Raw genomic sequence first — 23,366 nt, 5'->3', positions numbered from 1 at the left:
CGCGGGAATGGGAGGTTCAGGGTCAGACGTTGCTGATCTCCTCGATCAGCCCGTCGACGTCGAAGTGCGCGCTCTCCTCGCCGAGCGGCACGAGTTCGTAGGACGCCTCGAGGAACGTCCGGATGTCTTCGATCTCCAGCTCGAACGACGCATAGCCGTCCGGTGACTCGATTTCCAGGGTGAGGAAGTCTTCGTCGTCGGACAGGTCCGGGCGGATCCGGACGTCACCGAGACCGGCCGGCTCGTCGAGGCCGGACACGAGGAGGTCACGCGCGAAGGTCCACTCGATCCACCGGCCGCGCTCGGTCCGGAACGCCACGGTCACCGCGAACGGCTCGTCGGCGTGGTAGGACAGGCGCGACAGGACGGGCGTGGTGCTCTCGTTCAGCAGCACGAACTGGCTCTGGTGTACGGCGTCGGTGTGCACGGCCCCTCCTGGAGTCTCGCGGTGGTTCGGCGGCGCGAACTGTTCGACAACGAGATGACCAGGGCCTTCGGTCATGACGGAGAAACTCTCACGTTCACTTGATCGGTTGCATCCGTCCATTGTGGTGTAACACCGGGCACATACCCCTTGCGCTCAGCCGGCCACGGCTGGTGACGGTTCCCGCAGGGCGTCCGGCAGTTTCTTCCGCAGCACGAGCAGCGCGGGAACGGCGGACGCGCAGGTCAGGGCCATGATCGACCAGGTCAGCGCGTTGCTGACGCTGAGCAGGCCGGGCGCGAGCGCGATGGGCAGGCCCCAGGACAGCTGGAAGATCGAGCTGGCGCGGCCTTCGGCGCCCGGTGCGGCGGCGGCGGCCGCCGCCGCGGTGGCCGTCGGGCCGAACATCGCCTCGGCGACCGAGAAACCGAGACTGGTCACGAGGATCACCACGGTGGCCGTCGGCAGGGAGACCTTTTCCAACGGGATCAGCAGGGCGAAGCCGACCGCGAACAGCGCCGCGGCGCCGATCAGCCCCGTCGTCCTGCTGCGGCGGGCCAGCAGGGACACGATCGGCCGCTGCGCCGTGACGACGACCACCGTGCCGAGCGTGATCGCGGTCCCGGAGATCCACTGTGGACCGTGCAGGACGTCACGGACGACGATCGGCAGCACGGAGAACTTGCTCGCGCTGGCGAGGGTGAAGGCCATGTGCGTGACGCAGAACCCGGTGAACGGCCGGTCCCCAGCAGGACTGCCGCGACCGCGAAGCTCGCCGCGTTCGCGTACGCCAGCAGGTGGAACGCCCCTGGGCTCGTGATGGTGGGCAGCAGCGCCATCGCCGCCGCGCCGAGGCCCGCCCCCGCGAACCGGCTGACGGTCTGCGTCGCCAGCACGCGGTCCGTGTCCGCGCCCTGCGTGAGCCCCCAGGTGGGCAGCGCTGCAACATACGGGGCGAGCGGCAGGGGCTACGGGTCCAGCGGCAGGGTGAGCCCCACCTTCACCCGGTCCATCGCCACGCTCGTGGTGAAGTGCCGGACGTTCGGGTTGTCGAAGAACATCCGCCGGGTGAACGCCTCGAAGGCCGCCATGTCCGGGCACGTCACGATCAGCACGAAGTCCGCGTTGCCGGTGACGTAGTAGCACTGCTGCACGCAGTCGTCGGCGAGGACCTGGCGGCGGAACCCGTCGATGACCTCGAGGTTCTCCCGCTCCATCTCGACCATCACCACGAACGTCATGGTCAGCCCGAGCGCGTCCGGCGACAGCACCGCCACCTCGCGTTCGATGACGCCCGCTTCGCGCAGCCGCTTGATCCGCCGCTGCACCGCCGCGGCGGAGAGCCCGACCTTCGCGCCGATGGTCTCGGCGATGGTCCGGGCGTCCGCCTGGAGGCAGGCGAGGATGGCGATGTCCAGCTGGTCGAGGTCGGGTGTCTGCACCTCAGCAGGCTAACGGCCACCACCGACGATTCGCTGATGATCACTCCCGGCGCCCCCCGACCGTGACGGTGCTCACTACTCCGTCCGAGAGGAAGATGAAACAACTTTTTAAGTGAGCTGGAACACAACTCGCCGGTCTACCAGGGGGTAGCCCATACAAGTGGAAGACCAGCCGGTCGCTCGCCAACCCGCCGGCGTGGGGAGGCTGTCCCGTGCCCGCACCTGCCGCCGTGTTGACCGGCCTCGGTTCGTGGTTGCCGACGAAAGTCCTGGACAACCACGAAATCGCCGCCCGGCTCGACACCTCGGACGAGTGGATCCGGACCCGCACCGGGATCCGCGAGCGCCGGATCGCCGGGCCCGGCGAGTCCACTGTGGACCTCGCGGTCGGGGCAGGCCGCGAAGCGCTCGCGGGCGGTTCCGCCGACGCCGTCGTCCTCGCCACCGCCACCCCCGACCAGCCCTGTCCGGCCAGCGCCCCGCAGGTCGCCGCCCGGCTCGGGCTCGGCACGGCCGCCGCGTTCGACGTCAACGCCGTGTGCAGCGGGTTCGTCTACGCGCTGGCGACTGCCGCGGGGTTCATCGCGGGCGGGGTGGCCGAGCGCGTGCTCGTGATCGGCGCCGACACCTTCACCACGCTCATCGACCCCGCCGACCGCACCACCGTGCCGATCTTCGGCGACGGCGCGGGCGCGGTCCTGCTGCGCGCCGGTGACGCGGACGAGCCCGGCGCCTTCGGTCCCTTCGACCTGCACAGCGAGGGCGAGCACGCCAAGCTGCTGTGGGTCGAGGCCGGGGGCGCCCGCAAGCGGCTTTCGGAGCACCCGGCCGACCGGTTCGTCGCCATGCAGGGCACCGCGGTCTTCCGGCACGCCTGCGCGCGGATGGCGGAGTCGTCGCGGACGGTCCTGGACCGCGCGGGCTGGATGGTCGGCGACGTCGACCGCTTCGTCGGGCACCAGGCGAACATCCGGATCCTCCAGGCGACGGCGAAGCAGCTCGGCATGCCGGCCGACGCCGTCGTCGCCAACATCGACCGGGTCGGCAACACCAGCGCCGCGTCCATCCCGCTCGCCCTGGCCGACGCCCGCGCCGACGGCACGCTCGTGCCCGGCCACCGCGTCCTGCTCAGCGCGTTCGGCGCGGGCCTGACCTGGGGCTCGACGGTGCTGCGCTGGCCGGACCTGGGTCAGCCTGCCTGAGGGCCGGTCGTCCAGGTCGGCGTCGCCTCCTGGCGGCCGCGCAGCTCCAGCTCCCCGTGCTTCTCCCAGTGCGCGGCTTCGCTGGGCAGGGCTCCCGAAACGACGGCGTCGCTGGCGAGGATCCGTGACGGGACCGCCTTGGCGAGCTCGGTCAGCCGCGCGGCCTCGTTGACCGCGTCGCCGATCACGGTGTACTCGAGCCGGCTGCTGGCGCCGAGCTGCCCGGCGAACACCGGGCCGCTCGAGACGCCGATGCCGAGGTCGAGCTCGCCGCTCTCGCGGACGGCGTCGCGGATCGCGCGGGCCGCGGCCAGCGCGGCGGTCGGCGCGTCCGCCAGCCGGGTCGGGGCGCCGAAGATGCACAACGCGGCGTCGCCCTGGAACTTGTTGACCAGGCCGCCGCGGGCGTTCACCGCGGAGACGACCGCGGCGAACAGCCGGTTCAGCTTCCTGACCAGGTCCTCGGGTGGGGTCCGGTAGGCCAGCGCGGTCGAATCGACGACGTCGACGAACAACGCCGTGACCTCGCGGACGTCGCCCGAGAGCGACGCGCCGTACTCCAGCGCGTGCCGGGCGACGTCGGCGCCGACGTGCCTGCCGAACAGGTCCCGCATCCGCGCCTGCTCGCGCAGGCCCGCGGCGAGCTGGTTCACCGACGTCTGGAGCAGGCCGATCTCGCTGGAGTCGTCGACGTCGACCGCGACCTCGGTGTTGCCGCGCGCGATCTCGTCGAGCGCGACGCGCAGCCGGTGCAGGGGCGCCGCGACCGCCCTGGCCAGCAGCGCCGTCCCGATCGCGCCGACGCCGAGGCCGATCACCGACAGCGTGATCAGGGTCCCCGTGTGGTCGCCCGAGCCCAGGTCCGGCGGCGTGGCGATGAGCAGCACGCCGACGAACGGGACGCCGCTGGCCAGCGCCCACGTGACGATCAGCCGGGTGAGCACGGTGACCGGCAGCGAGCCGTGCGGCGGCAGGACGTCCAGCGCGATCGTCATCACCGGCCGCGCCACCCACTCGGCGGCGAGGTAGGTCAGCCCGACGGTGGTGAGGCCGCCCAGCCCGATCACCGTCGCCATGCCCACGGCGTCACCGGCCGAGCCCAGCACGCCGGCGAGCCCGCTGAGGACCACGGTGCCGATGAGCCAGAGCGTGCCGCTGACCACCGCCATGTCGACCGGCAGCCGCAGCGCGCGTCGCGCCTCGCTCTCCGACGGCGGGCGGCCGAGCACGAACCAGATCGCGGTGCGGCGCTGCAGCCACGCCGTCCACACTGTCCCGACGAGCAGCGCCGCGGCGACGATGCCGGCCGCGGTCAGGCCGAGCATCCAGCCGTGGTCGCCGACGTCTTTCGGCAGGCCCTGCAGCACCAGCAGCAGCGCGACCACACCGGACCCGGCGACGCTCGAGCCGACACCCAGCCCGGCGAAGCCCAGGCTGGTGCGCAACACCACCCGGAAGTTGCTCACGGCGATCTTGCGCACGGCGTTGATCGTACGGCCGAAAATGCGTGGCCACCGCCGATGGCTGATGGTTACCGTGCGGATCATGGACCCACTCGGCCAGGACGAGATCCGGGCCTCGTTCGTGAACTGCACCCGCGGCGAAGCCAAGGGCGTGACGCTGCCCGCCCGGCCCGAAGAAATCCCGTGGGAGAAGCGGGAGTTCCTCGGCTGGCGCGATCCGAAAGCACCCGCGCGCGCCTACCTCGTGCTGCCGTACGGCGGTGAGGTGGTCGGGCTTGCCCTGCGGGCCGCGGCTCCCCCGAAGTCACGCCTGCGCAGCAACATCTGTGGCTTCTGCACGACGACCCACGGGCTCGCCGACATCACGCTGTTCTCCGGCAAGCGCGCCGGGAAGTCCGGCCGCGACGGCAACACGCTGGGCATGTACGCCTGCGGCAACCTGGGCTGCTGCCAGTACGTCCGCGGCGAGCTGAAGTCCGACGTGCCCCAGCCGTTCGAGACACTCACGCTCGAGGAGCGCATCACGCGGATGGAGGAGAAGCTGCACAAGTTCGTCGCGCGGGTGCTGGAGTCGCGTTAGAAGCGGTACCGCACGATGTGCGCCGTCCGGGCCAGGGCCGGGAAGACCTTCAGCATGCGCAGCTGGAACCGGGTGACGGGCCCCATCTTGGCCAGCACGTCCGGGGTCGCCCAGTGTCCGGCGTCCAAAGAGGACTCGCACGTGAGACCGCAACGCTCCAGTTCGCGCGGGTCGTCGACGCCCCAGTACAGCGTCGCGCCCGCCTTGCGCACCGGCCCGTTGAGCTTCTGGGTCTTGATCGCGGTCCGGCTGAAGAGGTCGCAGATCAGCTCGCCCGACGGGAACTTCTCGACCAGCCTGCGGAAGAGTTCGATGCCGGTCTCGGGTTTCAGGTACATCGTGAGACCTTCGGCGACGATCAGCGCCGGCCGGTCCGGCGGCACCTGGTCGAGCCACCCGAAGTCGGTCACCGACGAGGCGATGTGCGTCTGGTTCGGCGCCTTGTCGTACAGCTTTTCGCGCAGTTCGATGACTTCGGGGTAGTCGACGTCGTACCAGTGCACGGTCTCCGGTGGCGCGAGGCGCTGGAACCGCGTGTCCATGCCGCAGCCCAGGTGCAGCACGATCGCGTCCGGGTGTTCGCGCAGGTACTTGGCGGCCCAGTCGTCGATCGGCTTCGCGCGCAGGACGACCGAGACCGCCCGGTCGGGGGAGATGCCGATCTTGGTGAAGTCGTAGTCGATCCGGCGGACGGCGTCGTCGGCCGCCTTGTCGCCGAGGATCGGGCGGGCGCTGCGGTAGTCGAGCGCACGGCCGTACAGCGTGGCCAGGTTGGTGGCTTTTTCTTTGGTGAAGTGGACCTTCTCCATCACGACCCCCAGAAGTTTCACAATGTTGTGAAAAGTCTAGCGCTCTTCGGGGTGGGCGGCGTAGTCGTGCGCGTAGGTCTTGGCGTCGACCAGGTGCTTGAGGGTCAGCTCACGAGCGGCGGCGGGGTCGGACCGGCGGATGGCGTCGAGGATGGCGCGGTGGTCGTCGACGGCCTTCCGGATCTGCCCGGGCAGCCGCAGCGCGGCCCGCCGCTCCTCGCCGACGAGCGCGAGCACCGACCGCAGCAGCCCGGCGACGTCGTCGTTGCCGGCGTTCTGCGCGATCACCCGGTGGAACTCGGCGTCGGTGGCGATGACGTGCAGCATGTCCCCGTCCTCGGCGGCCCGCGCCATCTCGGCGACGTTGTCCTCGAGCCGGCTCACGGTCTTCGCGGTGGCATGCCGGGCCAGCCGCTCGGCGAGCGTCGGCTCGACGGTCGCGCGCAGGTCGAACAGCTTCTCGACGAGCTGGTCGTGCTCGGTGAACCAGGTCCGCAGCGGCTGTTCCTGCTGCTCCCGGACGTAGGTGCCGGAGCCGGCGCGGATCTGCACGTACCCGATGGAGGCGAGCACGCGCAGCGCCTGCCGGAGCGACCCCCGGCTGATGCCGAGCTCCTCGCAGAGCACGCGTTCGGCAGGCAGCCGCGAGCCGGGCGGCAGGTCGCCGGAGTCGATCCGCGACCGCAGCCGGTCGACGGTCGCGCTCCAGACCTGCTCGGTGTCCACGGGCCCATCTTCTCAGCTCGCGGAACCGCCGGTGGCCACCCGGCTACAGCTTCAGCCCGGGGTCCCTCGCCAAGGTCGCGAGCTGCTCGGCGGTCAACGGCAGCGGACCGGTGACGCCGACCGTGCCCCCCAAGTTGACCACGACGTAGCTGGCGTCCGCCCGGAAGTCGGTCACCGTGATGCTGTGCTGCAGCGTGCCCGCCCGGTCGGTGGTGTCCGCTTCCGACGTCATCAGGATCCCGCCGGTGCCGACGTCGGCGTAGCGGCAGGTCGTCGACGGGCTGATCTGGTTCTTCATCTCGGCGCACAGCTGCCGGGGCTGGAACCGGGTCACCGGGTTGGTCGGCACGTACACGTCGACCGTGAGGTAGTAGCCGCTGTCTTCCGGCCCGCCGTGCTCGGTGATGCTCACCCCGCGCTGGCTGGTCGGCATGATGCCGCCGAAGTGGCCGGAAGTGAGGGTATCGCGCCGGATCTGGTCGGCGGGGGGCATCATCTTCCGCAGGATCGCTTCGAGGTGCTCGGCGACCTGGGGGGCCCGGGCTTTGATCCGCGCGTCGGTCGGCTGGGGGATCTCGCGGCCGGACGGCGGCCACCAGCGTTCCCCGGCGGACGGGGTGATCCGCGGCGAAACCCCGGGCGACGCCGGTGGGGCCGGGACGTCGGCCCCGGGCAAGGCGACGGCGACGGCCGCCGCGGCCACGACGACACCCGCGCACGCCAGCAGGATCGCGCGACGGCGGTGGCGACGGCGGGCGACCCGGGTGACGACCTCGTCCGGGTCGAACCCCAGCGGCGGTTCGGTGCGCACGGCCGCGGTGAACTCGCGGGCCAGCATCTGCTCGTCCATCACAGCTCGCTTTCTGCCAAGGAACCGGGGAAGGCGCCGCGGAGGGTTCGCAGCGCCCTGGTGGCCTGACTTCGGACCGTGGCCTCAGAACACCGCAGCTCGCGGGCGGTTTCGGCGACCGGCAGGCCGCAGAAGTACCGCAGCACCAGCACCGCCCGCTGCCGGGGCGCGAGCGTCGCCAGCGCCGCGGCCAGTTCGGCGCGCAGGCCCGCGTGCTGCTGGAGCACGGCCGGGTCGGCCGCCGCGTCCTCGACGTCGGGCACCGCGCCGGTGTGACGCTCGGACCGCCGCCACGGGCGCCGCCGTTCGTCGAGCCAGCAGCGGGTCAGCGTCTGCCGCGCGTAGCTCATCGGCCGGTCGGTGCCGCGGATGCGCGGCCACGCGCCGTACAGCTTGTGCAGCGTGCTCTGGACGAGGTCTTCGGCCAGGTGCCAGTCGCCGCACAGCAGGTAGCCGTAGCGACGCAGCTGCACGGCGTTGTCCCTGGCGAACTCGCGAAACCGATCCTCGTCGGCTGCCCGCATCGGGCCTCCTTCATGTCAGGTACCGCTCCTTACGCACCGGCGGGCCGAAGCGCTGCATCGTCGCGTGAATGTCTGACCAGACACATCCGCGTCGCGGGAGCCCGCGACGATGCTTAGGCTCCGCACGTGAATGCTTCATGACGTGGTGGCACGCGGCGATCATCGTGGTCGCCGGCATCTGGGCGGGCACCATCAACGCCGTCGTCGGGTCGGGAACGCTGGTGACGTTCCCCGTACTCGTCGCGCTGGGCTATCCGCCGGTGACGGCGACGACGTCCAACGCGATCGGCCTCGCGCCCGGCACCCTCAGCGGCGCCTGGGGCTACCGGCACGAGCTCAAGGGCTACTGGCCGCGGGTCGCCCAGTTCGCCGTCGCTTCGTTCCTCGGCGCCATCGGCGGCACCATCCTGCTGCTCTCCCTGCCGAAGGACGCCTTCGAAGCCGTCGTCCCGGTGCTCGTCGGGCTGGCCGTGATCCTCGTGATCATCCAGCCGAAGGTGTCGAAGTGGGTCGCCGAGCGGCGCGAGCAGAACGGCAAGGAGCACAAGCCCGGCCCGCTGCTGATGTTCTTCATCTTCCTCATCGGCATTTACGGCGGGTACTTCACCGCCGCGCAGGGCGTGATGCTCATGGCCGTGATGGGGATGCTGCTGTCCGAGCCGCTGCAGAAGCTCAACGGCGTGAAGAACGTCCTCGCCGCCGTCGTCAACGTCGTCGCCGGGGTGATCTACGCGTTCGTCGCGCCGATCAGCTGGCCCGTCGTGCTGTGGCTGGCCGTCGGCTCCACCGCCGGCGGCTTCCTCGGCGCGAAGATCGGCCGGAAACTGCCGCCGGCGGTGCTGCGCGGCGTGATCGTGGTGATCGGTGTGGCCGCCGTGATCCAGCTGGTGGTCAAGCAGTTCAGCTGAGTTCGCGCAGGAACGTGGCCCACGCCTCGGCCGGGACGGCGAGTTCCCCGGACGCCGGTGCCTTCGAGTCCCGGACGCCGACGAGTTCGGTGTTCAGCGCGACCTCGACACAGTTCCCGTTGTTGCCGCCGCTGTAGCTGCTCTTGCGCCACTGGGAGGTCATCGCGTTTCGTCCTTCGCTCGGTCGTACTCGCTTGCCAGTGCGGCAAGCCACTCCCGGGATTGTCCTCCATCCAGGGCGTGACCGGCCAGTCGCTTGAGCACGTGGCGGTACACCTCCAAGTCGGCTGGGTCTTCCAGGAACAAGCTCGCGGTCTGGTTCTCGACGTAGGCGACCACCGGAGCTTCGTTGTAGCGCATGATCCTGAATCCCACGCCGAGAACACCCGCCGGGCAGGCGGCCTCCGGGACCACACGAATCACGCAGTGTTCGAACGAGGACGTGAGCAGGAGGTGGAGGATCTGCTCGTGCATGACCTGGTCGTTGGCGACCTTCGCCTGGAGCGCTGCTTCCTGGATGTAGAACGTGAATCGCGGAGGATCCCTTCGCCGCAGCAACTTCTGCCTGCGCAGCCGGGCCTGGACACGAACGTCGATGCCGGTCTCGTCGCGTAGGCCGAACCACCGGAAGACCGCGCGGGCGTAGTCTTCGATCTGCAGAATTCCCGGAATGATCTGCGGTTCGAACTCGATGATCTCGGTCGCCTGCGTTTCGGTCACGATCAACGACCGCAGCTCGTCCGGCAGCTGCTCGCGGTGCGGCCGGATCCGGTAACCGTCGGCCTGCTCACGAACCAGATCGAGCACCCGCACCACATCCTCGCGGGACGCCCGGCAGGTGGCGAGGAACATCGTCACGTCCAGCTCGGAGTAACCGCGAACCCCGCTCTCCATCCGCGAGATCTTGCTGGCCGAGCAGCCAAGCATGTCCGCGAGATCGGACGCCAGAAGCCCGGCTCCGACGCGAAACCGCTTCAGCTCGTCGCCGATCTCCCGGCCGGTCGCCGACGAATCGCGGTCTCGCTCACTCATGCCGGGAAGCTAAGCCGTTCCACCCACGAAACGGCTCAGCGCCACGGCAAGGTCAACCCATCGGACGCCGCCTTGCCACCGTGGCAAGCTACCGGCGGAAGTCCCGTGCCGCGGCCAAGAACAGGTCGTTCTCCTCGCGGGTCCCGATGGTGACGCGGACGCCGTCGCCGTCGAAGGGGCGCACCACCAGCTTGCGGTCCAGCGCGTGCTCGGCGAACGGGATGGCCTGGTCACCGAGCGGCAGCCAGACGAAGTTCGCCTGCGTGTCCGGCACCCGGTAACCCGCCTCCAGCAGCGCTTCCCGCACCCGCCCGCGCTCGACGACGATGTCCCGGCAGCGGGCCAGCAGCTCGTCGGCCGCGTCGAGGGACGCCAGCGCGGCCACCTGGGCCAGCATGTTCACCGAGAAAGCCACGTACACCTGGCGAAGCGCGTCCGCGATCGGCTCGGGCGCGACCGCGTAGCCGACGCGAAGACCCGCCAGGCCGTACGCCTTCGAGAACGTGCGAAGCACCATGACGTTCGACCGCGTGTGCGTGTACTCGACGCCGTCGGGCACCTCGGGGTCGGTGACGAACTCTTTGTAGGCCTCGTCCAGCACGATCAGCACGTGCTCGGGCACCGCGGCCATGAACCGCTCCAGCTCCGCGCGGCGCACGGCCGTCCCGGTGGGGTTGTTCGGGTTGCACACGAACACCACGCGCGTCCGGTCGGTGATCGCCGCGAGCATCGCGTCGAGGTCGAGCTCCTGGCCCTCGGTGATCGGGACCTTCACCGCGACGGCGTTCGCGACCTGCGTGACGATCGGGTACGCCTCGAAGGAGCGCCAGCCGAAGATGACCTCGTCGCCGGGCGCGCACACCGCCTGGATCGTCTGCTGGCACAGCGACACCGAGCCGCAGCCGATCGCGACGCGCTCCACCGGCACGTCCAGCTCGCGCGCCAGCCGCTCGCGCAGCGCCTGGGAGCCGGTGTCGGGGTAGCGGTTGATGCCCGCCGCGGCCTCGGCGATCGCCCGCGCGACGCTCGGCAGCGCGCCGCCGGGCACCTCGTTGCTCGCCAGCTTGACCGCGCCTTCGATCGTCCGGCCGGGGACGTACTTCGGCAACGATTCGAGATCGGCACGCGGGGACACGGACGGCATCTTCGGCGCTCCTGGAAATCGGCGGGACGACCCGGTCACCGTATCTTTTCCCGGCGCCCTCCCGCGACTGCCTTCGGGCGGTAACCGGCGCAGTGACCTGCGACACTGAGTTCCTACCGTTCACTTCGAAGTGATTGGGTGACGCAATGACGTCGACCAGCACCGTGGACTACCAGCGCACCGACGGCCGCACCCTGCGCCTGACCTTCTCGGAACCCGAGGGCGCGCTACGCGGTGGACTGGTCGTGCTGCACGAGGCGGACGGCGTCACCGACGGCGTGAAGCTGCTGCTCGCCAGCCTCGCCACGGAAGGCTGGCTCACCGTCACCCCGCACCTCGAGAACGAGGAGCTCACGCAGCAGGACCTCCTCGACGCCACCGACCGCACCCTCGCCTGGCTCGTCGAGCGCGGCGTCCAGGCCGACCTGCTCGGCGTGATGGGCTTCGACCTGGGCGGCACCGCGGCCCTCGTCGTCGCGTCGCACCGCAAGCTCGGTGCGGCGGTGAGCGTCGGCGGGCAGCAGGCCGCCGAACTGCCCGCGCTGGTCGAGATCGCCGGGCGGCTCACCAGCCCGTGGCTCGGCATGTACGGCGACGCCGGCGACGAGGCGGGCGGCGCCGACGTCGAGCGCCTGCGTGACGCCGCCGCGTCGGCGAAGGTCGCCACGAACGTCGTCCACTACCCGGGCGCGAACCACCGCTTCGACGCCGACCCCGGCGCGGCCGCGGAGGCCTGGCAGCGCACGCTCAACTGGTTCGACGCCCACCTGCGGTAGTCCATCCATGCCCCCGCCACCACCCTCAATCGAGGCGCTGCGCGCCACTGTGCAGGTGTGGGCGGCCACCACTGCGAACTGCGGTTCCATGTCGGTTCCGACTACGGTGACTTCCTGATCGCAAGGATTAGGCTCGGGGCGTGACGCACACCGCCGACGCCCCCGAAGTGCTCTGGCGCCCCGAGCCGGGCCACGTTGCCGACACCAAGATCGAAGCCTTCCGCCGGTGGCTGCGCGCCGAGCGCGGCGTCGAGGTGGACGACTACCGCACGCTGTGGGAGTTCTCGGTCGAGCGCGGCCCGGACTTCTGGGCGGCGGTCGCGGACTTCCTCGGCGTCCGCTGGCACGACCAGCCCGGTGAGGTGCTGTCGGGTGCGATGCCGGACGCCGTCTGGTTCGACGGCGGCACGCTCAACTACGCCGAGCACGCGCTCACCCCCGGCGTCGCGGGCGCCGCGAAGGGCGACGACGAGACGGCGGTGATCTTCCACCGCGAAGACGGCTTCGCGAACCACCTGACGTACGGCGAGCTTCGCGCGCAGGTCGCCGCGGCCCGGGCGGGGTTCCTCGAGCTGGGCGTCGGCAAGGGGGACCGGGTCGTCGCGCTGGCGCCGAACTGCCCGCAGACGCTGGTCGCGTTCCTCGCCGCGGCGAGCATCGGGGCGATCTGGTCGTCGTGCTCGCCGGACTTCGGCGTCCGCGCGGTCGCGGACCGGTTCGTCCAGATCGAGCCGAAGGTGCTCTTCGCGGTCAACGCCTACGCGTACAACGGCCGCCAGTTCGACATCCGGACGACGGTCGCCGACCTGCAGGCGAAGCTGCCGTCGCTGGCCGCGACCGTGCTCGTCGAGTACGTCGGCGAAGGCCGGATGGACGGCGCCCTCGATTGGGACGAGCTGCTCGCGAAGCACGAGGGCGCGCCGCTGCTGTTCGAACCGGTCGAGTTCGCGCACCCGCTGTGGGTGCTCTACTCGTCGGGCACGACCGGCCTGCCGAAGGGCATCGTGCACGGCCACGGCGGCATCACGCTGGAGCACCTCAAGGCACTGGCCCTGCAGACCGACCTCGGGCCCGGCGACCGGTTCTTCTGGTTCAGCACCACCGGCTGGATGATGTGGAACTTCCTCATCTCCGGCCTGCTGGTCGGCACCACGATCGTGCTCTACGACGGCAGCCCCGGACACCCTGACCTGAACGCGCTCTGGCACCTGGCCGAGCAGCACCGCGTCACGTACTTCGGCACGTCGGCGCCGTTCATCCAGAGCTGCCTCAAGGCCGGGATCAAGCCCGCCGAGCGCTACGACCTGACGGCGTTGCGGGCGCTCGGCTCGACCGGCGCGCCGCTGAGCGTCGAGGGCTTCCGGTGGATCGTGAACGAGGTCGGGAAGAACGTCCAGATCTGCTCGGTCTCCGGCGGGACCGACCTGTGCGCGGCGTTCGTCGCGTCGGCGCCCGACGTGCCGGTCTGGCTCGGCGAGCTGTCCTGCCCGGCGCTCGGTGCCGCGGTCAACGCCTTCGACGAAGCGGGCCACGCCGTCGTCGAGGAGGTCGGCGAGCTGGTGATCACGAAGCCGATGCCGTCGATGCCGGTGTTCTTCTGGAACGACCCGGACGGCTCGCGCCTGCGTGAGGCGTACTTCGAGATGTACCCGGGGCTGTGGCGCCACGGTGACTGGATCCGGATCACGAACCGCGGCTCGGCGGTGATCTACGGCCGCAGCGACTCGACGCTCAACCGCGGCGGCGTCCGGATGGGCACGGCGGAGTTCTACCGGGTCGTCGAGGGCTACGACGAGATCGCGGATTCCCTGGTCGTGGACACCTCGGCCGCCGGGAACGAGGACGGTCAGCTGATCTGTTTCGTGGTGCTCGCGGACGGCGTCGAGCTCGAAACCGTCGAACCGGCGCTGCGGAAGGAGCTCCGTAGCGCACTGTCACCACGCCATGTACCCGATCGGTTCGTCGTGGTTTCCGAGATACCTCGTACCTTGAACGGTAAGAAGTGTGAGGTACCGGTGAAGAAGATCCTCGCCGGTGTGGCTCCTGACCGGGCCGTCAGCCGCGATGCGCTGGCCAACCCGGCGGCGCTGGCGCCGTTCGTGGAGCTCGCCGGGGGGTGGATGGGGGAAGCATGATCATCCACAGCGGGTTGCACAGGTGGTGACCGGGACACGCGCGCAGATCACCTGGAAGGTGGCGGGAGCCACCACCGTGGGAGTGATCACCTGGGTGACCCGCCTGGCCGGGCTGATGACGCTGGGATCGATCCTGGTGCCGGCCGGGCGGCGCAGCCTGCGCGGTCACCTGGCCGAATGGCTCGAGCTGCCGCAGGAGGCGACGGTCGCGGCGGCGACCGTGGCGCTGGCCATGGGCGTGCTGCTGGTGATGCTGGCCGCGGGGCTCCGGCGCCGCAAGCGCCGGGCCTGGCAGCTGGCGGTCGGTGCGACGGTGCTGCTCACGATGTCGCACCTGGGGCTGAAGCACGTCTTCGGCGCCGGCGTGGTGTCGGTGGTGCTGCTGGTGGGCCTGATCGCGAACCGGCGGTACTTCGTCGCGAAGCCGGACCCGGTGGTCGGGCGCTGGCGCGCGGCGCGGGTGTTCCTGCAGCTGCTGCTGGCCGGGTTCGTGATCAACGTCATCCTGCTGTCGGTGCCGTCGCGTGCGGTGCTGGAGCCGATGCCCTTTCCGGACCGGCTCGCCGAGTCCGCGCTCGCGCTGGTCGGCGCCAGCGGGCCCGCGGTGTTCCGCCAGATGTGGCTGGAGGACATGACCGCGGCCGTCGGCCTGCTCTTCGGGCTCGCCGCGGTCCTGGTCGCGGCGTATTTCCTGCTGCGGTCGGCCGAGCCGGCGCCGAGGCTGTCCGACGACGAGGTCGCCCGCCTGCGCAAGCTGCTGGACGAGCACGGCGAACGGGACTCGCTCGGCTACTTCGCGTTGCGCCGGGACAAGTTCGCGGTGTTTTCGAAGACGGGCAAGGCCGCGGTCACCTACCGCGTGATCGCCGGCGTCGCGCTGTCCTCGGCGGACCCGCTGGGCGACCACGAGGCGTGGCCGGGCGCGATCGAGGAGTACCTGGAGGTCTGCCGGCGCAACGGCTGGACCCCGGCGGCGATGGGCGTCTCCGAGCTGGGCGCGACGGTCTGGGCCCGGTTCGGCCTGGAGGTCCTGGAGATCGGCGACGAAGCGGTCGTCGACGTCGACGAGTTCACCCTGGACGGCCGAGCCATGCGCGGCGTCCGTCAAGCGGCGGCCCGCACCAAGCGCGCGGGCTACAAGGTGCTGGTGCGCCGGGCCGAGGACCTGCGCCCCGGCGAGCTGGCCGAGCTGGAGGTCCTGGCCGCGAACTGGCGCGGCACGGACACCGAGCGCGGCTTCTCAATGGCACTGGGCCGCATGGGCGACCCGGGATCGGTGCTGGTGACGGCCGAACAAGGCGGCCGGGTCCGCGGGGTCCTCCAATTCGTCCCGTGGGGCGCGACGGGCCTCTCCCTGGACGTGATGCGCCGCGACCGCGCGGCCGACAACGGCGTCAACGAGCTGATGATCTCGGAGCTGCTGCTGGCGGCTCCCCGCCACGGCGTCTCGCAGGTGTCACTGAACTTCGCGGCGTTCAGGGCGTTGATGGAGCAAGGACAGCGCATCGGCGCCGGCCCGGTCGCCCGCATGTCGGCGAAGGTGCTGCACTTCTTCTCGCGCTGGATCCAGATCGAGACGCTCTACCGCTTCAACGCGAAGTTCCAGCCACGCTGGGTACCCCGCTACCTGGTGTACCCGGCGGTCCGCGAACTCCCCCGAGTCGGCATCGCGACGTTCGAGGCCGAAGGCCTCGGCGGCCGCTCCCCCCGCCTGCTCAGACTCCTGCGGCGCGCGTGAGGGGGGTGCCGTTCCGGGGTGATCGGGGGGTGTGTAACCTATCTGAGCAGTGGTCGTTGGGCCCAGGAGGCTTCGCCTAGTCTGGTCTATGGCGCCGCACTGCTAATGCGGTTGGGGGTAACCCCCCCTCCCGGGTTCAAATCCCGGAGCCTCCGCTGGTGCCCGGTTCGCCGGGTGCTAGGTTAGAGAACAACTGAACACGCGCCCGTAGCTCAGCTGGATAGAGCATCTGACTACGGATCAGAAGGTCAGGGGTTCGAATCCCTTCGGGCGCACGTCTGGTTGAGACGGCAAGAGGCCCCTCCGGTTCGCCGGAGGGGCCTCTTCTCTGTTCGCCGGGCCAGTGGCTCCCGGTGTGCCTCCTCACGGTGGCGACCCGCAGCAAACCGCAACGGTGATCGATTACCGGTTCTCCCATTTCCCCGTCGAATTCCTGCGTGGCGGAATTGGGACCTTCTCGGCTGCAACATCGTCGCTCTCCGGCACGACTTGGTCTCTTGACGTGGCACTACGCCGGAGGAGGCTCGAATACCATGCCTGGTTTCGATACCGGTCGCGATTTTTCCCGTGGGCCGGGTGAAACGGCGAATGCGGACGTGCACCTGCCCTTCCTGCACCGGCTCCCACCGCCACTCCGGCGTGCCCTGGAACGCGTGGGCAGTGACCAGAAGTTCGCCGCCGGGGCCGATTTGATGCGGGCCGGCCACACGACGAACTGGATCGGCGTCATCACCCGCGGCGTCGTCCGGGTCTGCGGGCACGACGTCGCTTCGCAGCGGGTCATCGCGCACCGCCGGGACGGCGACCTGATCGGCGAGCTCGCCGCCTTCGGCCTGCAGCGGCGGTCCGCCACCGTGACCGCCGTGACGCCGGTGAGCGCGCTGGTCCTCCATCCGCAGCAGCTCGACCAGCTCATGAGCCGGTTCCCCGCGTTCCTCACCCTCGTGCTCGGCGTGGTCGCCGAGCGGATGGTCGAGTCCGACCGCTACCGGATCGAGAGCGACACCGCGCCGGTGGTCAAGGTCGCCAGGGCGCTCGTCGGCGCGGCGCGCGAGAACGCCACCGGTGCCGCGACCGTCCACATCGTGTCCCAAGAGGACTTCGGCTCGATCATCGGCACGTCACGCAAGACCGTCGGCCGGGTGCTGGCGGACCTCCGCCGCAAAGAGCTGATCAGCACCCGCCGGGGTGTCGTCCAGCTCCACGACGTCCCCAAGCTCCGCGAGCTCGCTCAGCTGGATCACTAAACCGGTGTCTTGTGGGACACCGGAGGCACAAGCCCTTCGGCCGTCCCACCTCCGCGTGGTCGACTCCTCGCCGCCCGAACGGACGCAGCGAAGGAGACCCAGTGGACCAGTACCGAACGGAGCAGGTGGAGGACGACGAGCCCCCGGCAGGCGTACGCCTCGACGCCGGGGGCAACCAGACCGTTTCGAACTCCCAGCTCGCGGGCCGCGACATCAACACCACGCACAACGACAATTCCCGGCGGATGCGGATCGGCTTGGGCGGACTGGCCGTGCTCCTGCTGCTCGGCGGGGGCATCGCCACCTACAACGCGCTCACCGGACCCGACGGAGCCATGTACGAGAAGGGGCTCGCGGGCGCGCAGCACACCGCCGAGCAGCTCCGGCAGGCGGAGATCGACCGCGATTCGGCGAGCTGGTGCCTGCTCGCGTCGTCGAACGACTCGAAGACCTGCCACACCATGATGGGCCTGTCGTTCGCCTCGGGGAACCCGCTGCGCGCCAAGCTGACGGACGTCCGGCTCGGCACCGCGACCGGCAACGCCGACACCGCGTCCATCCCGATCTCGGTCGGCGGCTCGCAGCTCGGCGTGGTGCCGATGCGGTGGGACGGCAAGCGGTGGGAACTGAACCCCGCCGCCTACGCGCTGATGCTGAACAACGGCGGCATGGCGATGTCCGCGCTCGAAACCCAGCACGGCTGCGGCGCGCTCGGCGGCTTCGCGATCGGCTGCAAGAAGTGACGGCCGGCCACTACCCGCTGCCCGCGACCCTGCTGGTCGCTGACCTGCGCGGGTTCGGGTCGCTGACCAATCCCGAGCAGCTGGCGGCCCGGTCCGCGCTCTACTCGAGGCTGGCCGTTTCCTTCGACGAAGGCGGCGTGCCGTGGGACGGGTGCGCGCACGAGGACCGGGGTGACGGCGTGCTCGTCGTCGTGCCGGCGAAGGTGCCGAAACCCGTCCTGCTCGGGCCCGTGCTCGACCGGCTCACCGACGCCCGCCGTCCCTGGCCGCGGCCCGTGCGGATCGCCCTGCACGCCGGCGACCTCCACCACGACGGTCTCGGGTTCGTCGGCAGCGACGTCAACCACGTCTTCCGGCTCGTCGAGGCGACGCCGCTGCGGGAAGCGCTCACCACGTCCGGGGCCCCGGCCGCCGTCCTGATCTCCGACGAGCTCTACCGCGGGACCGCCCGGCACGGCTACGGGCCCGGGCCGGCCCGCGGCTACTTCCCGGTGCCCGTCGCGGAGAAGGAAACCCGGGTGACGGCGTGGCTCACCATTCCTGGCGCCGACGCCGCCGCCGAGCGGATCGCCGAGCGGGCGCGGGCACCCCGGCGCCCGGCGCGGCCGGCCGGAGGCGTGGCGCTTTCGGCGGGCGGCGACCAGCACGTCACGAACTCGCTGCTGGCGGGGCGCTCGGTCACCGGCGCCCGCCGCCGTCGGCACTGAACCCCTTCCGGCAGAAAGGCCACGACATGTCCACGACCTACCGCGGATCTCTCGCCCTGCGCATCCTTTCCGGCGTCCTCGCCGTCCTCCTGGCCCTGGCCGGCCTGGTGGCGCGGGTGGTGACGAACACCGGCCTGCGCGTCTGCAACACCGTGATCGGCCAGATCGGCACCGAGCTCACGCATTCGACCCTGTGCGCCAAGGCCCAAACCTGGCACACCGTCGGCACCGTGGCGATGTGGGGCGGTGTCGCGCTCCTGGTGGGCACGGTGTTCTACGCCTACGTCCGTCCCCGGTCTTCCGCGAACCCGGCCGGTGCCAGAGTGTAACTGGACTGGACCACTGCGACCCCTGAGCCGGGCGGTGGTCTTGACCATTGATCACTCTTCGTGGTGACGCTTCCGCAAATGGTCTGGACCACGTACCGTTTGCGCAAACGGCGCAAAACACCGCCATGGTCCCCGCCGGTGGTGTTGGTTTCCGCCGTCCGGTACCTGGCTCAAAGGAGAGCGATGTCCAGAAAGAGATGGCACCTCCTCGGTCTGTTCACCGCGGTCGGCGCGCTCGCGGTCGGGATCGTCACCGTGCCGGCGAGCGCCGCCGGTGGCGTCAGCGCCGCCTTCACCAAGGGCTCCGACTGGGGCACCGGCTACGAAGGCAAGTACACGATCAACAACGGCTCCGGTTCGACGCTGCCGAGCTGGACGGTCGAGTTCGACCTCCCGTCCGGCGCGAAGATCTCGTCCCTGTGGGACGGCAGCTACACCGCGTCCGGCCAGCACGTCACCGTCAAGAACACGTGGAACGGCAACGTCGGCAACGGCAGCAGCGCGAACTTCGGCTTCAACGTCGCCTACTCCGGCACGTACTCCGCGCCGTCGAACTGCAAGCTGAACGGCGGCTCCTGCGACGCCGGCGGCGGCACGCCGACCACCACGCCGACAACGCCCACGCAGCCGACGACCACCCCGACGACGCCCACCACCCCGACGACCACCCCGCCGCCTCCGCCTGGCGGGCTGAAGAACGTCGGCTACTTCGTGCAGTGGGGCGTCTACGGCCGCAACTACCACGTCAAGAACATCGAGACGTCCGGCTCGGCGAGCAAGCTGACCCACATCAACTACGCGTTCGGCAACGTGACGAACGGGCAGTGCTCGGCGAACGACGACCCGTACGCCGACTACCAGAAGACCTACGACGCCCCGGGCAGCGTCGACGGTGTCGCCGACACCTGGGACCAGCCGGTGGCCGGCAACTTCAACCAGCTGCGGAAGCTGAAGAAGCTGCACCCCGGGCTGAAGGTGATCTGGTCGTTCGGCGGCTGGACCTACTCGGGCGGCTTCGGTCAGGCCGCGCAGAACGCCGCCGCGTTCGCGCAGTCCTGCTACAACCTGCTCAAGGATCCGCGCTGGGCGGACATCTGGGACGGCATCGACATCGACTGGGAATACCCCAACGCCTGTGGCCTGTCCTGTGACACAAGCGGCGCGGCGGCCTACAAGAACCTGATGGGCGCGCTGCGGGCGAAGTTCGGCTCGTCGTTCCTGATCACGTCGGCCATCACCGCGGACGGCAGCAGCGGCGGCAAGCTCGACGTCGCCGACTACGGCGGCGCCGCGCAGTACGTCGACTGGTACAACGTGATGTCCTACGACTACTTCGGCGCCTGGGCGGCACAGGGCCCGACGGCCCCGCACTCGCCGCTGACGTCGTACTCGGGCATCCCGACGGCCGGGTTCTACTCCGACGCGGCGATCCAGAAGCTGAAGAGCAAGGGCGTCCCGTCGAGCAAGCTGTTGCTGGGCATCGGGTTCTACGGCCGCGGCTGGACCGGCGTCACGCAGTCGACGCCGGGCGGCACGGCGACCGGCCCCGCGCCGGGCACGTACGAGCAGGGCATCGAGGACTACAAGGTCCTCAAGAACAGCTGCCCGTCGACCGGCACGATCGCCGGCACGGCGTACGCGAAGTGCGGCAGCAACTGGTGGAGCTACGACACCCCGTCGACCATCGGCGGGAAGATGTCCTACGCCAAGCAGCAGGGTCTCGGCGGTGCCTTCTTCTGGGAGCTGACCGGCGACACGAGCAACGGCGAGCTCATCTCCGCGATGAAGGGCGGCCTGTCGTGAGGCGCGGGTGGTTGCCCGCACTCGGGCTGGCGGCCGCGGCCGCCACGATCGGCGCGATGTTCGTGATCGCCCCGGCGAACGCGGCCGGCGGGGTCTCGGCGACCTTCAGCAAGGGCTCCGACTGGGGCACCGGGTACGAGGGCAAGTACACGATCGCCAACGGCTCGGGTTCGACGTTGCCGACGTGGACCGTCGAGTTCGACCTGCCGAGCGGCGCGAAGATCTCGTCGCTGTGGGACGGCAGCTACACGGCGTCCGGCCAGCACGTCACGGTGAAGAACACGTGGAACGGCAACGTCGCCAACGGCGGTAGTGCCGGCTTCGGGTTCAACGTGGCGTACTCCGGTTCGTACGTCGCGCCGTCGAACTGCAAGCTGAACGGGGGTTCGTGCTCCGCCGGGGGCACACCACCGACCACTACGCCGCCTACGACGACTCCGCCGACCACCACGACACCGCCTCCGGCGGGTGGCCGCGGCGCGCCGTACCTGTACCTGGGCTGGGGCAACCCGCCGAGCCCGCAGGCGGTGATGAGCGCGACCGGGATCAAGTGGTTCACCATGGCGTTCGTCAACTCCTCCGGTGGCTGCAACCCGGCGTGGGACGGCAGCCGTCCGCTGTCGGGCAGCGCCGACGCGAACGCGATCGCGCAGATCAAGGCGGCGGGTGGCCAGGTCGTCCCGTCGTTCGGCGGCTGGAGCGGCAACAAGCTCGGCCCGAACTGTTCGACGTCCGCCGCGCTGGCCGGCGCGTACCAGCAGGTGATCAACGCGTACGGGCTCAAGGCGATCGACATCGACATCGAGAACTCCGACGAGTTCGAGAACGAGGCCGTGCAGGACCGGATCCTCGGTGCGCTGAAGATCGTCAAGCAGAACAACCCGGGTGTCCAGACGATCCTGACGTTCGGCACGTCGACGACCGGCCCGAACTACTACGGCAACCGGCTCATCGACCAGTCGAAGGCGCTGGGTGCCGGAGTGGACGTGTACACGATCATGCCGTTCGACTTCGGCGGCGGCGCGGACATGTACGCGAGCACGGTGAGCGCGGCGAACGGCTTGCGGGACAAGCTGAAGTCGACGTTCGGGTGGAGCGACGCCACGGCGTACGCCCACCTCGGCATCTCGGGCATGAACGGCCTGTCCGACCAGCAGGAGCTGACGAGCGTTTCGACCTGGTCCCAGATCACCAGCTGGGCGAAGTCGAACAAGATCGCGCGCCTGGCGTTCTGGTCGGTCAACCGCGACCGCGGCTGCCCCGGCGGCGGCGTGCAGTCGACCTGCAGCGGCATCGCTCAGAACGATTGGGACTTCACGAAGGTGACAGCGGGCTTCTGACTGGCTTCTGACGCTGTCGAATGAAGGGCCTCCTTGCCGGCTCCCCGGGCCGGCAAGGAGGCCCTTCGCCTGTCAAAGCGCCTTGACGGCGTCGCCGATCGCCTCGTCGAGAATCTCCAGGCCGAGCGCGATCTCGTCTTCGGACGCCGTCAGCGGCGGGGCGATCCGGAACACCCCGCCCATCCCGGGGAGCTGCACGATGTTCATGTGCAGCCCGAGTTCGAGGCAGCGCCGCGTCACCTGGGCGCCCAGTGCGTCCGAGCTGCGCTTGGTCTCACGGTCCACGACCAGTTCCAGCCCGGCCAGCAGGCCGCGGCCGCGGATGTCGCCGACCACCTCGTGCCGCTCGGCGATCCGCTCGAGCCCCTTCCGCAGCAGGTCACCCAGCTTGAGCGCGCGTTCGTCGAGCCGGTCGCGGACGAGCACGTCGAGGACGGTGTTGCCGACCGCCGCCGGCAGCGGGTCCGCCACGTGCGTCGTGAAGAACAGGAACCCGCGCTCGTGCGCCTCCTGCTCGATTTCGGCGCTGGTCAGCACCGCGGCCAGCGGCAACCCGGCGCCGAGGGTCTTCGACAGCGTCAGGATGTCGGGGACGACGCCGTCGCGCTCGAACGCGTACCAGTTCCCCGTGCGGCACAAGCCGGTCTGGGCCTCGTCGAGGATCAGCAGCATCCCGCGTTCGCGGCATTTCGCGGCCAGCGCGGCGAAGTAGCCGGGCGGCGGCTCGATGACGCCGCCGGAGCTGAGGATCGGCTCGACGAGGCACGCGGCCAGGCTCCCGACCGACTGCGCGTCGATCAGGTCGAAGCCGAAGTCGAGCTGCTTGCGCCAGTCGAGGTGGCCGTCGGCGTCGGTGAAGTCCGGCCGGTACGCGTTCGGCGCCGGGATGGCGAAGTTGCCGGGCGCGGCCGGCCCGTAGCCTTTGCGGCCCGCGCTGTAGGTGGCGCTCGCCGCGCCCTGCGTCATGCCGTGCCACGAGCGGGCGAAGGAGACGATCTCGTGCTTCCCGGTGACGAGCTTGGCCATCCGGACGGCGGCCTCGTTCGACTCGGCCCCGGTGGTGAGCAGCAGCGCCTTCTCCAGCGGCGCCGGGAGTGTCCCGGCGAGCCGCCGCGCGAGGTCGACGACCGGGCGGCTCAGCATGCCGCTGAACAGGTGGTCCAGCTTCCCGACCTGCTGCCGGACGGTGGCGACGATCTCCGGGTGCGAGTGCCCGAGGATCGCGCTCATCTGCCCGGAGGTGAAGTCGAGGATCCGGCGGCCGTCCTCGGTGAAGACGAAACTGCCTTCGGCGTGATCGATGATCTCGCGGGTGAACGCCCCGCCGTAGCGCACGATGTGGCGGTCGACGTCCGCCCAGAATTCCGCAGCCATGCCGTCGACGGTAAGGCCGCGCCGAGCGACAGGTCCATCTCACAATTCCGGCTTTCTTGTTCGGTTTGGC

24 protein-coding genes and 2 tRNA genes are annotated in these 23,366 nt (G+C 70.2%); 14 read left to right on the top strand and 12 right to left on the bottom strand.

Annotated elements, in window-relative coordinates; all coding sequences use genetic code 11:
• Positions 1-22: 22 nt before the first annotated feature.
• From CF165_RS01265 to CF165_RS01255, 3 genes are all read right to left on the bottom strand, one after another.
• On the bottom strand, positions 23-427 hold the full coding sequence (locus CF165_RS01265) for an SsgA family sporulation/cell division regulator (RefSeq protein ID WP_093945522.1): 405 nt from the start codon (positions 425-427) through the stop codon (positions 23-25).
• 153 nt (positions 428-580) lie between these two features.
• A complete protein-coding gene (locus tag CF165_RS51670; RefSeq protein ID WP_240521418.1) occupies positions 581-1,354 on the bottom strand; it encodes an MFS transporter in 774 nt (257 codons plus the stop codon).
• Between the two features lie 38 nt (positions 1,355-1,392).
• Positions 1,393-1,866, bottom strand: coding sequence for an Lrp/AsnC family transcriptional regulator (locus tag CF165_RS01255; RefSeq protein ID WP_093945520.1), 474 nt, complete (start codon positions 1,864-1,866; stop codon positions 1,393-1,395).
• A gap of 212 nt (positions 1,867-2,078) precedes the next feature.
• Here CF165_RS01255 and CF165_RS01250 point away from each other — a divergent pair, with 212 nt between their 5' ends.
• A complete protein-coding gene (locus CF165_RS01250) occupies positions 2,079-3,068 on the top strand; it encodes a beta-ketoacyl-ACP synthase III (protein WP_093945519.1) in 990 nt (329 codons plus the stop codon).
• Here the strand turns inward: CF165_RS01250 and CF165_RS01245 are convergent.
• Entirely contained in the window at positions 3,056-4,549 is a 1,494-nt protein-coding gene (locus tag CF165_RS01245) for an adenylate/guanylate cyclase domain-containing protein (protein WP_093945555.1), read from the bottom strand. The two genes, CF165_RS01250 and CF165_RS01245, sit on opposite strands and share 13 nt — an antisense overlap.
• Before the next feature lie 64 nt (positions 4,550-4,613).
• On the opposite strand from CF165_RS01245, the gene CF165_RS01240 reads away from it, so the two are divergent.
• Positions 4,614-5,111 carry an FBP domain-containing protein gene (locus CF165_RS01240; RefSeq protein ID WP_093945554.1) on the top strand — a complete coding sequence of 166 codons (498 nt, stop codon included), beginning with the start codon at positions 4,614-4,616 and terminating at the stop codon, positions 5,109-5,111.
• Here CF165_RS01240 and CF165_RS01235 read toward each other — a convergent pair.
• From CF165_RS01235 to CF165_RS01220, 4 genes are read right to left on the bottom strand one after another with little or no spacing between them, the layout of a single operon-like run.
• Positions 5,108-5,920 (bottom strand): class I SAM-dependent methyltransferase, encoded by an 813-nt coding sequence (locus CF165_RS01235; RefSeq protein ID WP_205660737.1) that lies wholly within the window; start codon positions 5,918-5,920, stop codon positions 5,108-5,110. The two genes, CF165_RS01240 and CF165_RS01235, sit on opposite strands and share 4 nt — an antisense overlap.
• Positions 5,921-5,956: 36 nt before the next feature.
• A complete protein-coding gene (locus CF165_RS01230) occupies positions 5,957-6,646 on the bottom strand; it encodes a FadR/GntR family transcriptional regulator (protein ID WP_093945518.1) in 690 nt (229 codons plus the stop codon).
• A gap of 43 nt (positions 6,647-6,689) precedes the next feature.
• The gene (locus CF165_RS01225) at positions 6,690-7,496 is read right to left on the bottom strand and encodes a hypothetical protein (protein ID WP_093945517.1); all 807 of its coding nucleotides are present in this window, start codon (positions 7,494-7,496) and stop codon (positions 6,690-6,692) included.
• The gene (locus CF165_RS01220; RefSeq protein WP_093945516.1) at positions 7,496-8,020 is read right to left on the bottom strand and encodes an RNA polymerase sigma factor; all 525 of its coding nucleotides are present in this window, start codon (positions 8,018-8,020) and stop codon (positions 7,496-7,498) included. Before CF165_RS01220 ends, CF165_RS01225 begins: the two co-directional genes overlap by 1 nt.
• A gap of 137 nt (positions 8,021-8,157) precedes the next feature.
• Here CF165_RS01220 and CF165_RS01215 point away from each other — a divergent pair, with 137 nt between their 5' ends.
• A complete protein-coding gene (locus CF165_RS01215) occupies positions 8,158-8,928 on the top strand; it encodes a sulfite exporter TauE/SafE family protein (RefSeq protein ID WP_093945515.1) in 771 nt (256 codons plus the stop codon).
• On the opposite strand, the gene CF165_RS01210 is transcribed toward CF165_RS01215, so the two are convergent.
• From CF165_RS01210 to hisC, 3 genes are all read right to left on the bottom strand, one after another.
• Positions 8,921-9,091 carry a DUF397 domain-containing protein gene (locus CF165_RS01210; RefSeq protein WP_093945514.1) on the bottom strand — a complete coding sequence of 57 codons (171 nt, stop codon included), beginning with the start codon at positions 9,089-9,091 and terminating at the stop codon, positions 8,921-8,923. The two genes, CF165_RS01215 and CF165_RS01210, sit on opposite strands and share 8 nt — an antisense overlap.
• Positions 9,088-9,960: a helix-turn-helix domain-containing protein gene (locus tag CF165_RS01205; protein WP_093945513.1), complete on the bottom strand. Its 873-nt coding sequence runs from the start codon at positions 9,958-9,960 to the stop codon at positions 9,088-9,090. The genes CF165_RS01210 and CF165_RS01205 overlap by 4 nt, the downstream gene beginning before the upstream one ends.
• An 88-nt stretch (positions 9,961-10,048) precedes the next feature.
• Positions 10,049-11,104 (bottom strand): histidinol-phosphate transaminase, encoded by a 1,056-nt coding sequence (gene hisC, locus CF165_RS01200; protein WP_093945512.1) that lies wholly within the window; start codon positions 11,102-11,104, stop codon positions 10,049-10,051.
• 146 nt (positions 11,105-11,250) lie between these two features.
• Between hisC and CF165_RS01195 the strand changes: the two genes are divergently transcribed.
• The 11 genes from CF165_RS01195 (at position 11,251) to CF165_RS01145 (ending at position 21,922) form a co-directional block, all read left to right on the top strand.
• On the top strand, positions 11,251-11,880 hold the full coding sequence (locus CF165_RS01195) for a dienelactone hydrolase family protein (RefSeq protein ID WP_093945511.1): 630 nt from the start codon (positions 11,251-11,253) through the stop codon (positions 11,878-11,880).
• Positions 11,881-12,020: 140 nt separating this feature from the next.
• Positions 12,021-14,015, top strand: coding sequence for an acetoacetate--CoA ligase (locus CF165_RS01190; RefSeq protein ID WP_093945510.1), 1,995 nt, complete (start codon positions 12,021-12,023; stop codon positions 14,013-14,015).
• A gap of 22 nt (positions 14,016-14,037) precedes the next feature.
• A complete protein-coding gene (locus tag CF165_RS01185; protein WP_093945509.1) occupies positions 14,038-15,753 on the top strand; it encodes a phosphatidylglycerol lysyltransferase domain-containing protein in 1,716 nt (571 codons plus the stop codon).
• A 65-nt stretch (positions 15,754-15,818) separates the two neighbouring features.
• A tRNA-Ser gene (locus tag CF165_RS01180) sits at positions 15,819-15,908 on the top strand.
• A gap of 46 nt (positions 15,909-15,954) precedes the next feature.
• A tRNA-Arg gene (locus CF165_RS01175) sits at positions 15,955-16,028 on the top strand.
• A 378-nt stretch (positions 16,029-16,406) separates the two neighbouring features.
• Positions 16,407-17,000, top strand: coding sequence for a Crp/Fnr family transcriptional regulator (locus tag CF165_RS01170; protein WP_158226729.1), 594 nt, complete (start codon positions 16,407-16,409; stop codon positions 16,998-17,000).
• 101 nt (positions 17,001-17,101) lie between these two features.
• Positions 17,102-17,743 carry a hypothetical protein gene (locus tag CF165_RS01165; protein WP_093945507.1) on the top strand — a complete coding sequence of 214 codons (642 nt, stop codon included), beginning with the start codon at positions 17,102-17,104 and terminating at the stop codon, positions 17,741-17,743.
• A complete protein-coding gene (locus tag CF165_RS01160; protein WP_093945506.1) occupies positions 17,740-18,450 on the top strand; it encodes a nucleotidyl cyclase domain-containing protein in 711 nt (236 codons plus the stop codon). Before CF165_RS01165 ends, CF165_RS01160 begins: the two co-directional genes overlap by 4 nt.
• 26 nt (positions 18,451-18,476) lie before the next feature.
• On the top strand, positions 18,477-18,779 hold the full coding sequence (locus tag CF165_RS01155) for a hypothetical protein (RefSeq protein ID WP_093945505.1): 303 nt from the start codon (positions 18,477-18,479) through the stop codon (positions 18,777-18,779).
• Between the two features lie 183 nt (positions 18,780-18,962).
• On the top strand, positions 18,963-20,582 hold the full coding sequence (locus CF165_RS01150; protein ID WP_093945504.1) for a glycosyl hydrolase family 18 protein: 1,620 nt from the start codon (positions 18,963-18,965) through the stop codon (positions 20,580-20,582).
• Complete coding sequence (locus tag CF165_RS01145; RefSeq protein ID WP_093945503.1) at positions 20,579-21,922, top strand: cellulose binding domain-containing protein; 1,344 nt, start codon at positions 20,579-20,581, stop codon at positions 21,920-21,922. The genes CF165_RS01150 and CF165_RS01145 overlap by 4 nt, the downstream gene beginning before the upstream one ends.
• A 72-nt stretch (positions 21,923-21,994) precedes the next feature.
• On the opposite strand, the gene CF165_RS01140 is transcribed toward CF165_RS01145, so the two are convergent.
• A complete protein-coding gene (locus CF165_RS01140; protein WP_093945502.1) occupies positions 21,995-23,296 on the bottom strand; it encodes an aspartate aminotransferase family protein in 1,302 nt (433 codons plus the stop codon).
• Between the last annotated feature and the right edge of the window lie 70 nt (positions 23,297-23,366).

Source organism: Amycolatopsis vastitatis (genome assembly GCF_002234595.1).
GTDB classification, from domain to species: Bacteria; Actinomycetota; Actinomycetes; order Mycobacteriales; family Pseudonocardiaceae; genus Amycolatopsis; species Amycolatopsis vastitatis.
This window is presented reverse-complemented; position numbering and strand designations above follow the sequence as displayed.

Excerpts from the sequence above, each read along its gene's own strand:
- CF165_RS01240 (WP_093945554.1), top strand. The coding sequence starts at position 4,614 with ATGGACCCACTCGGCCAGGACGAGATCCGGGCCTCGTTCGTGAACTGC.
- CF165_RS01235 (WP_205660737.1), bottom strand. The coding sequence starts at position 5,920 with ATGGAGAAGGTCCACTTCACCAAAGAAAAAGCCACCAACCTGGCCACG.
- CF165_RS01225 (WP_093945517.1), bottom strand. The coding sequence starts at position 7,496 with ATGGACGAGCAGATGCTGGCCCGCGAGTTCACCGCGGCCGTGCGCACC.
- CF165_RS01220 (WP_093945516.1), bottom strand. The coding sequence starts at position 8,020 with ATGCGGGCAGCCGACGAGGATCGGTTTCGCGAGTTCGCCAGGGACAAC.
- CF165_RS01215 (WP_093945515.1), top strand. The coding sequence starts at position 8,158 with ATGACGTGGTGGCACGCGGCGATCATCGTGGTCGCCGGCATCTGGGCG.
- CF165_RS01210 (WP_093945514.1), bottom strand. The coding sequence starts at position 9,091 with ATGACCTCCCAGTGGCGCAAGAGCAGCTACAGCGGCGGCAACAACGGG.
- CF165_RS01205 (WP_093945513.1), bottom strand. The coding sequence starts at position 9,960 with ATGAGTGAGCGAGACCGCGATTCGTCGGCGACCGGCCGGGAGATCGGC.
- hisC (WP_093945512.1), bottom strand. The coding sequence starts at position 11,104 with ATGCCGTCCGTGTCCCCGCGTGCCGATCTCGAATCGTTGCCGAAGTAC.
- CF165_RS01195 (WP_093945511.1), top strand. The coding sequence starts at position 11,251 with ATGACGTCGACCAGCACCGTGGACTACCAGCGCACCGACGGCCGCACC.
- CF165_RS01155 (WP_093945505.1), top strand. The coding sequence starts at position 18,477 with ATGTCCACGACCTACCGCGGATCTCTCGCCCTGCGCATCCTTTCCGGC.
- CF165_RS01150 (WP_093945504.1), top strand. The coding sequence starts at position 18,963 with ATGTCCAGAAAGAGATGGCACCTCCTCGGTCTGTTCACCGCGGTCGGC.
- CF165_RS01140 (WP_093945502.1), bottom strand. The coding sequence starts at position 23,296 with ATGGCTGCGGAATTCTGGGCGGACGTCGACCGCCACATCGTGCGCTAC.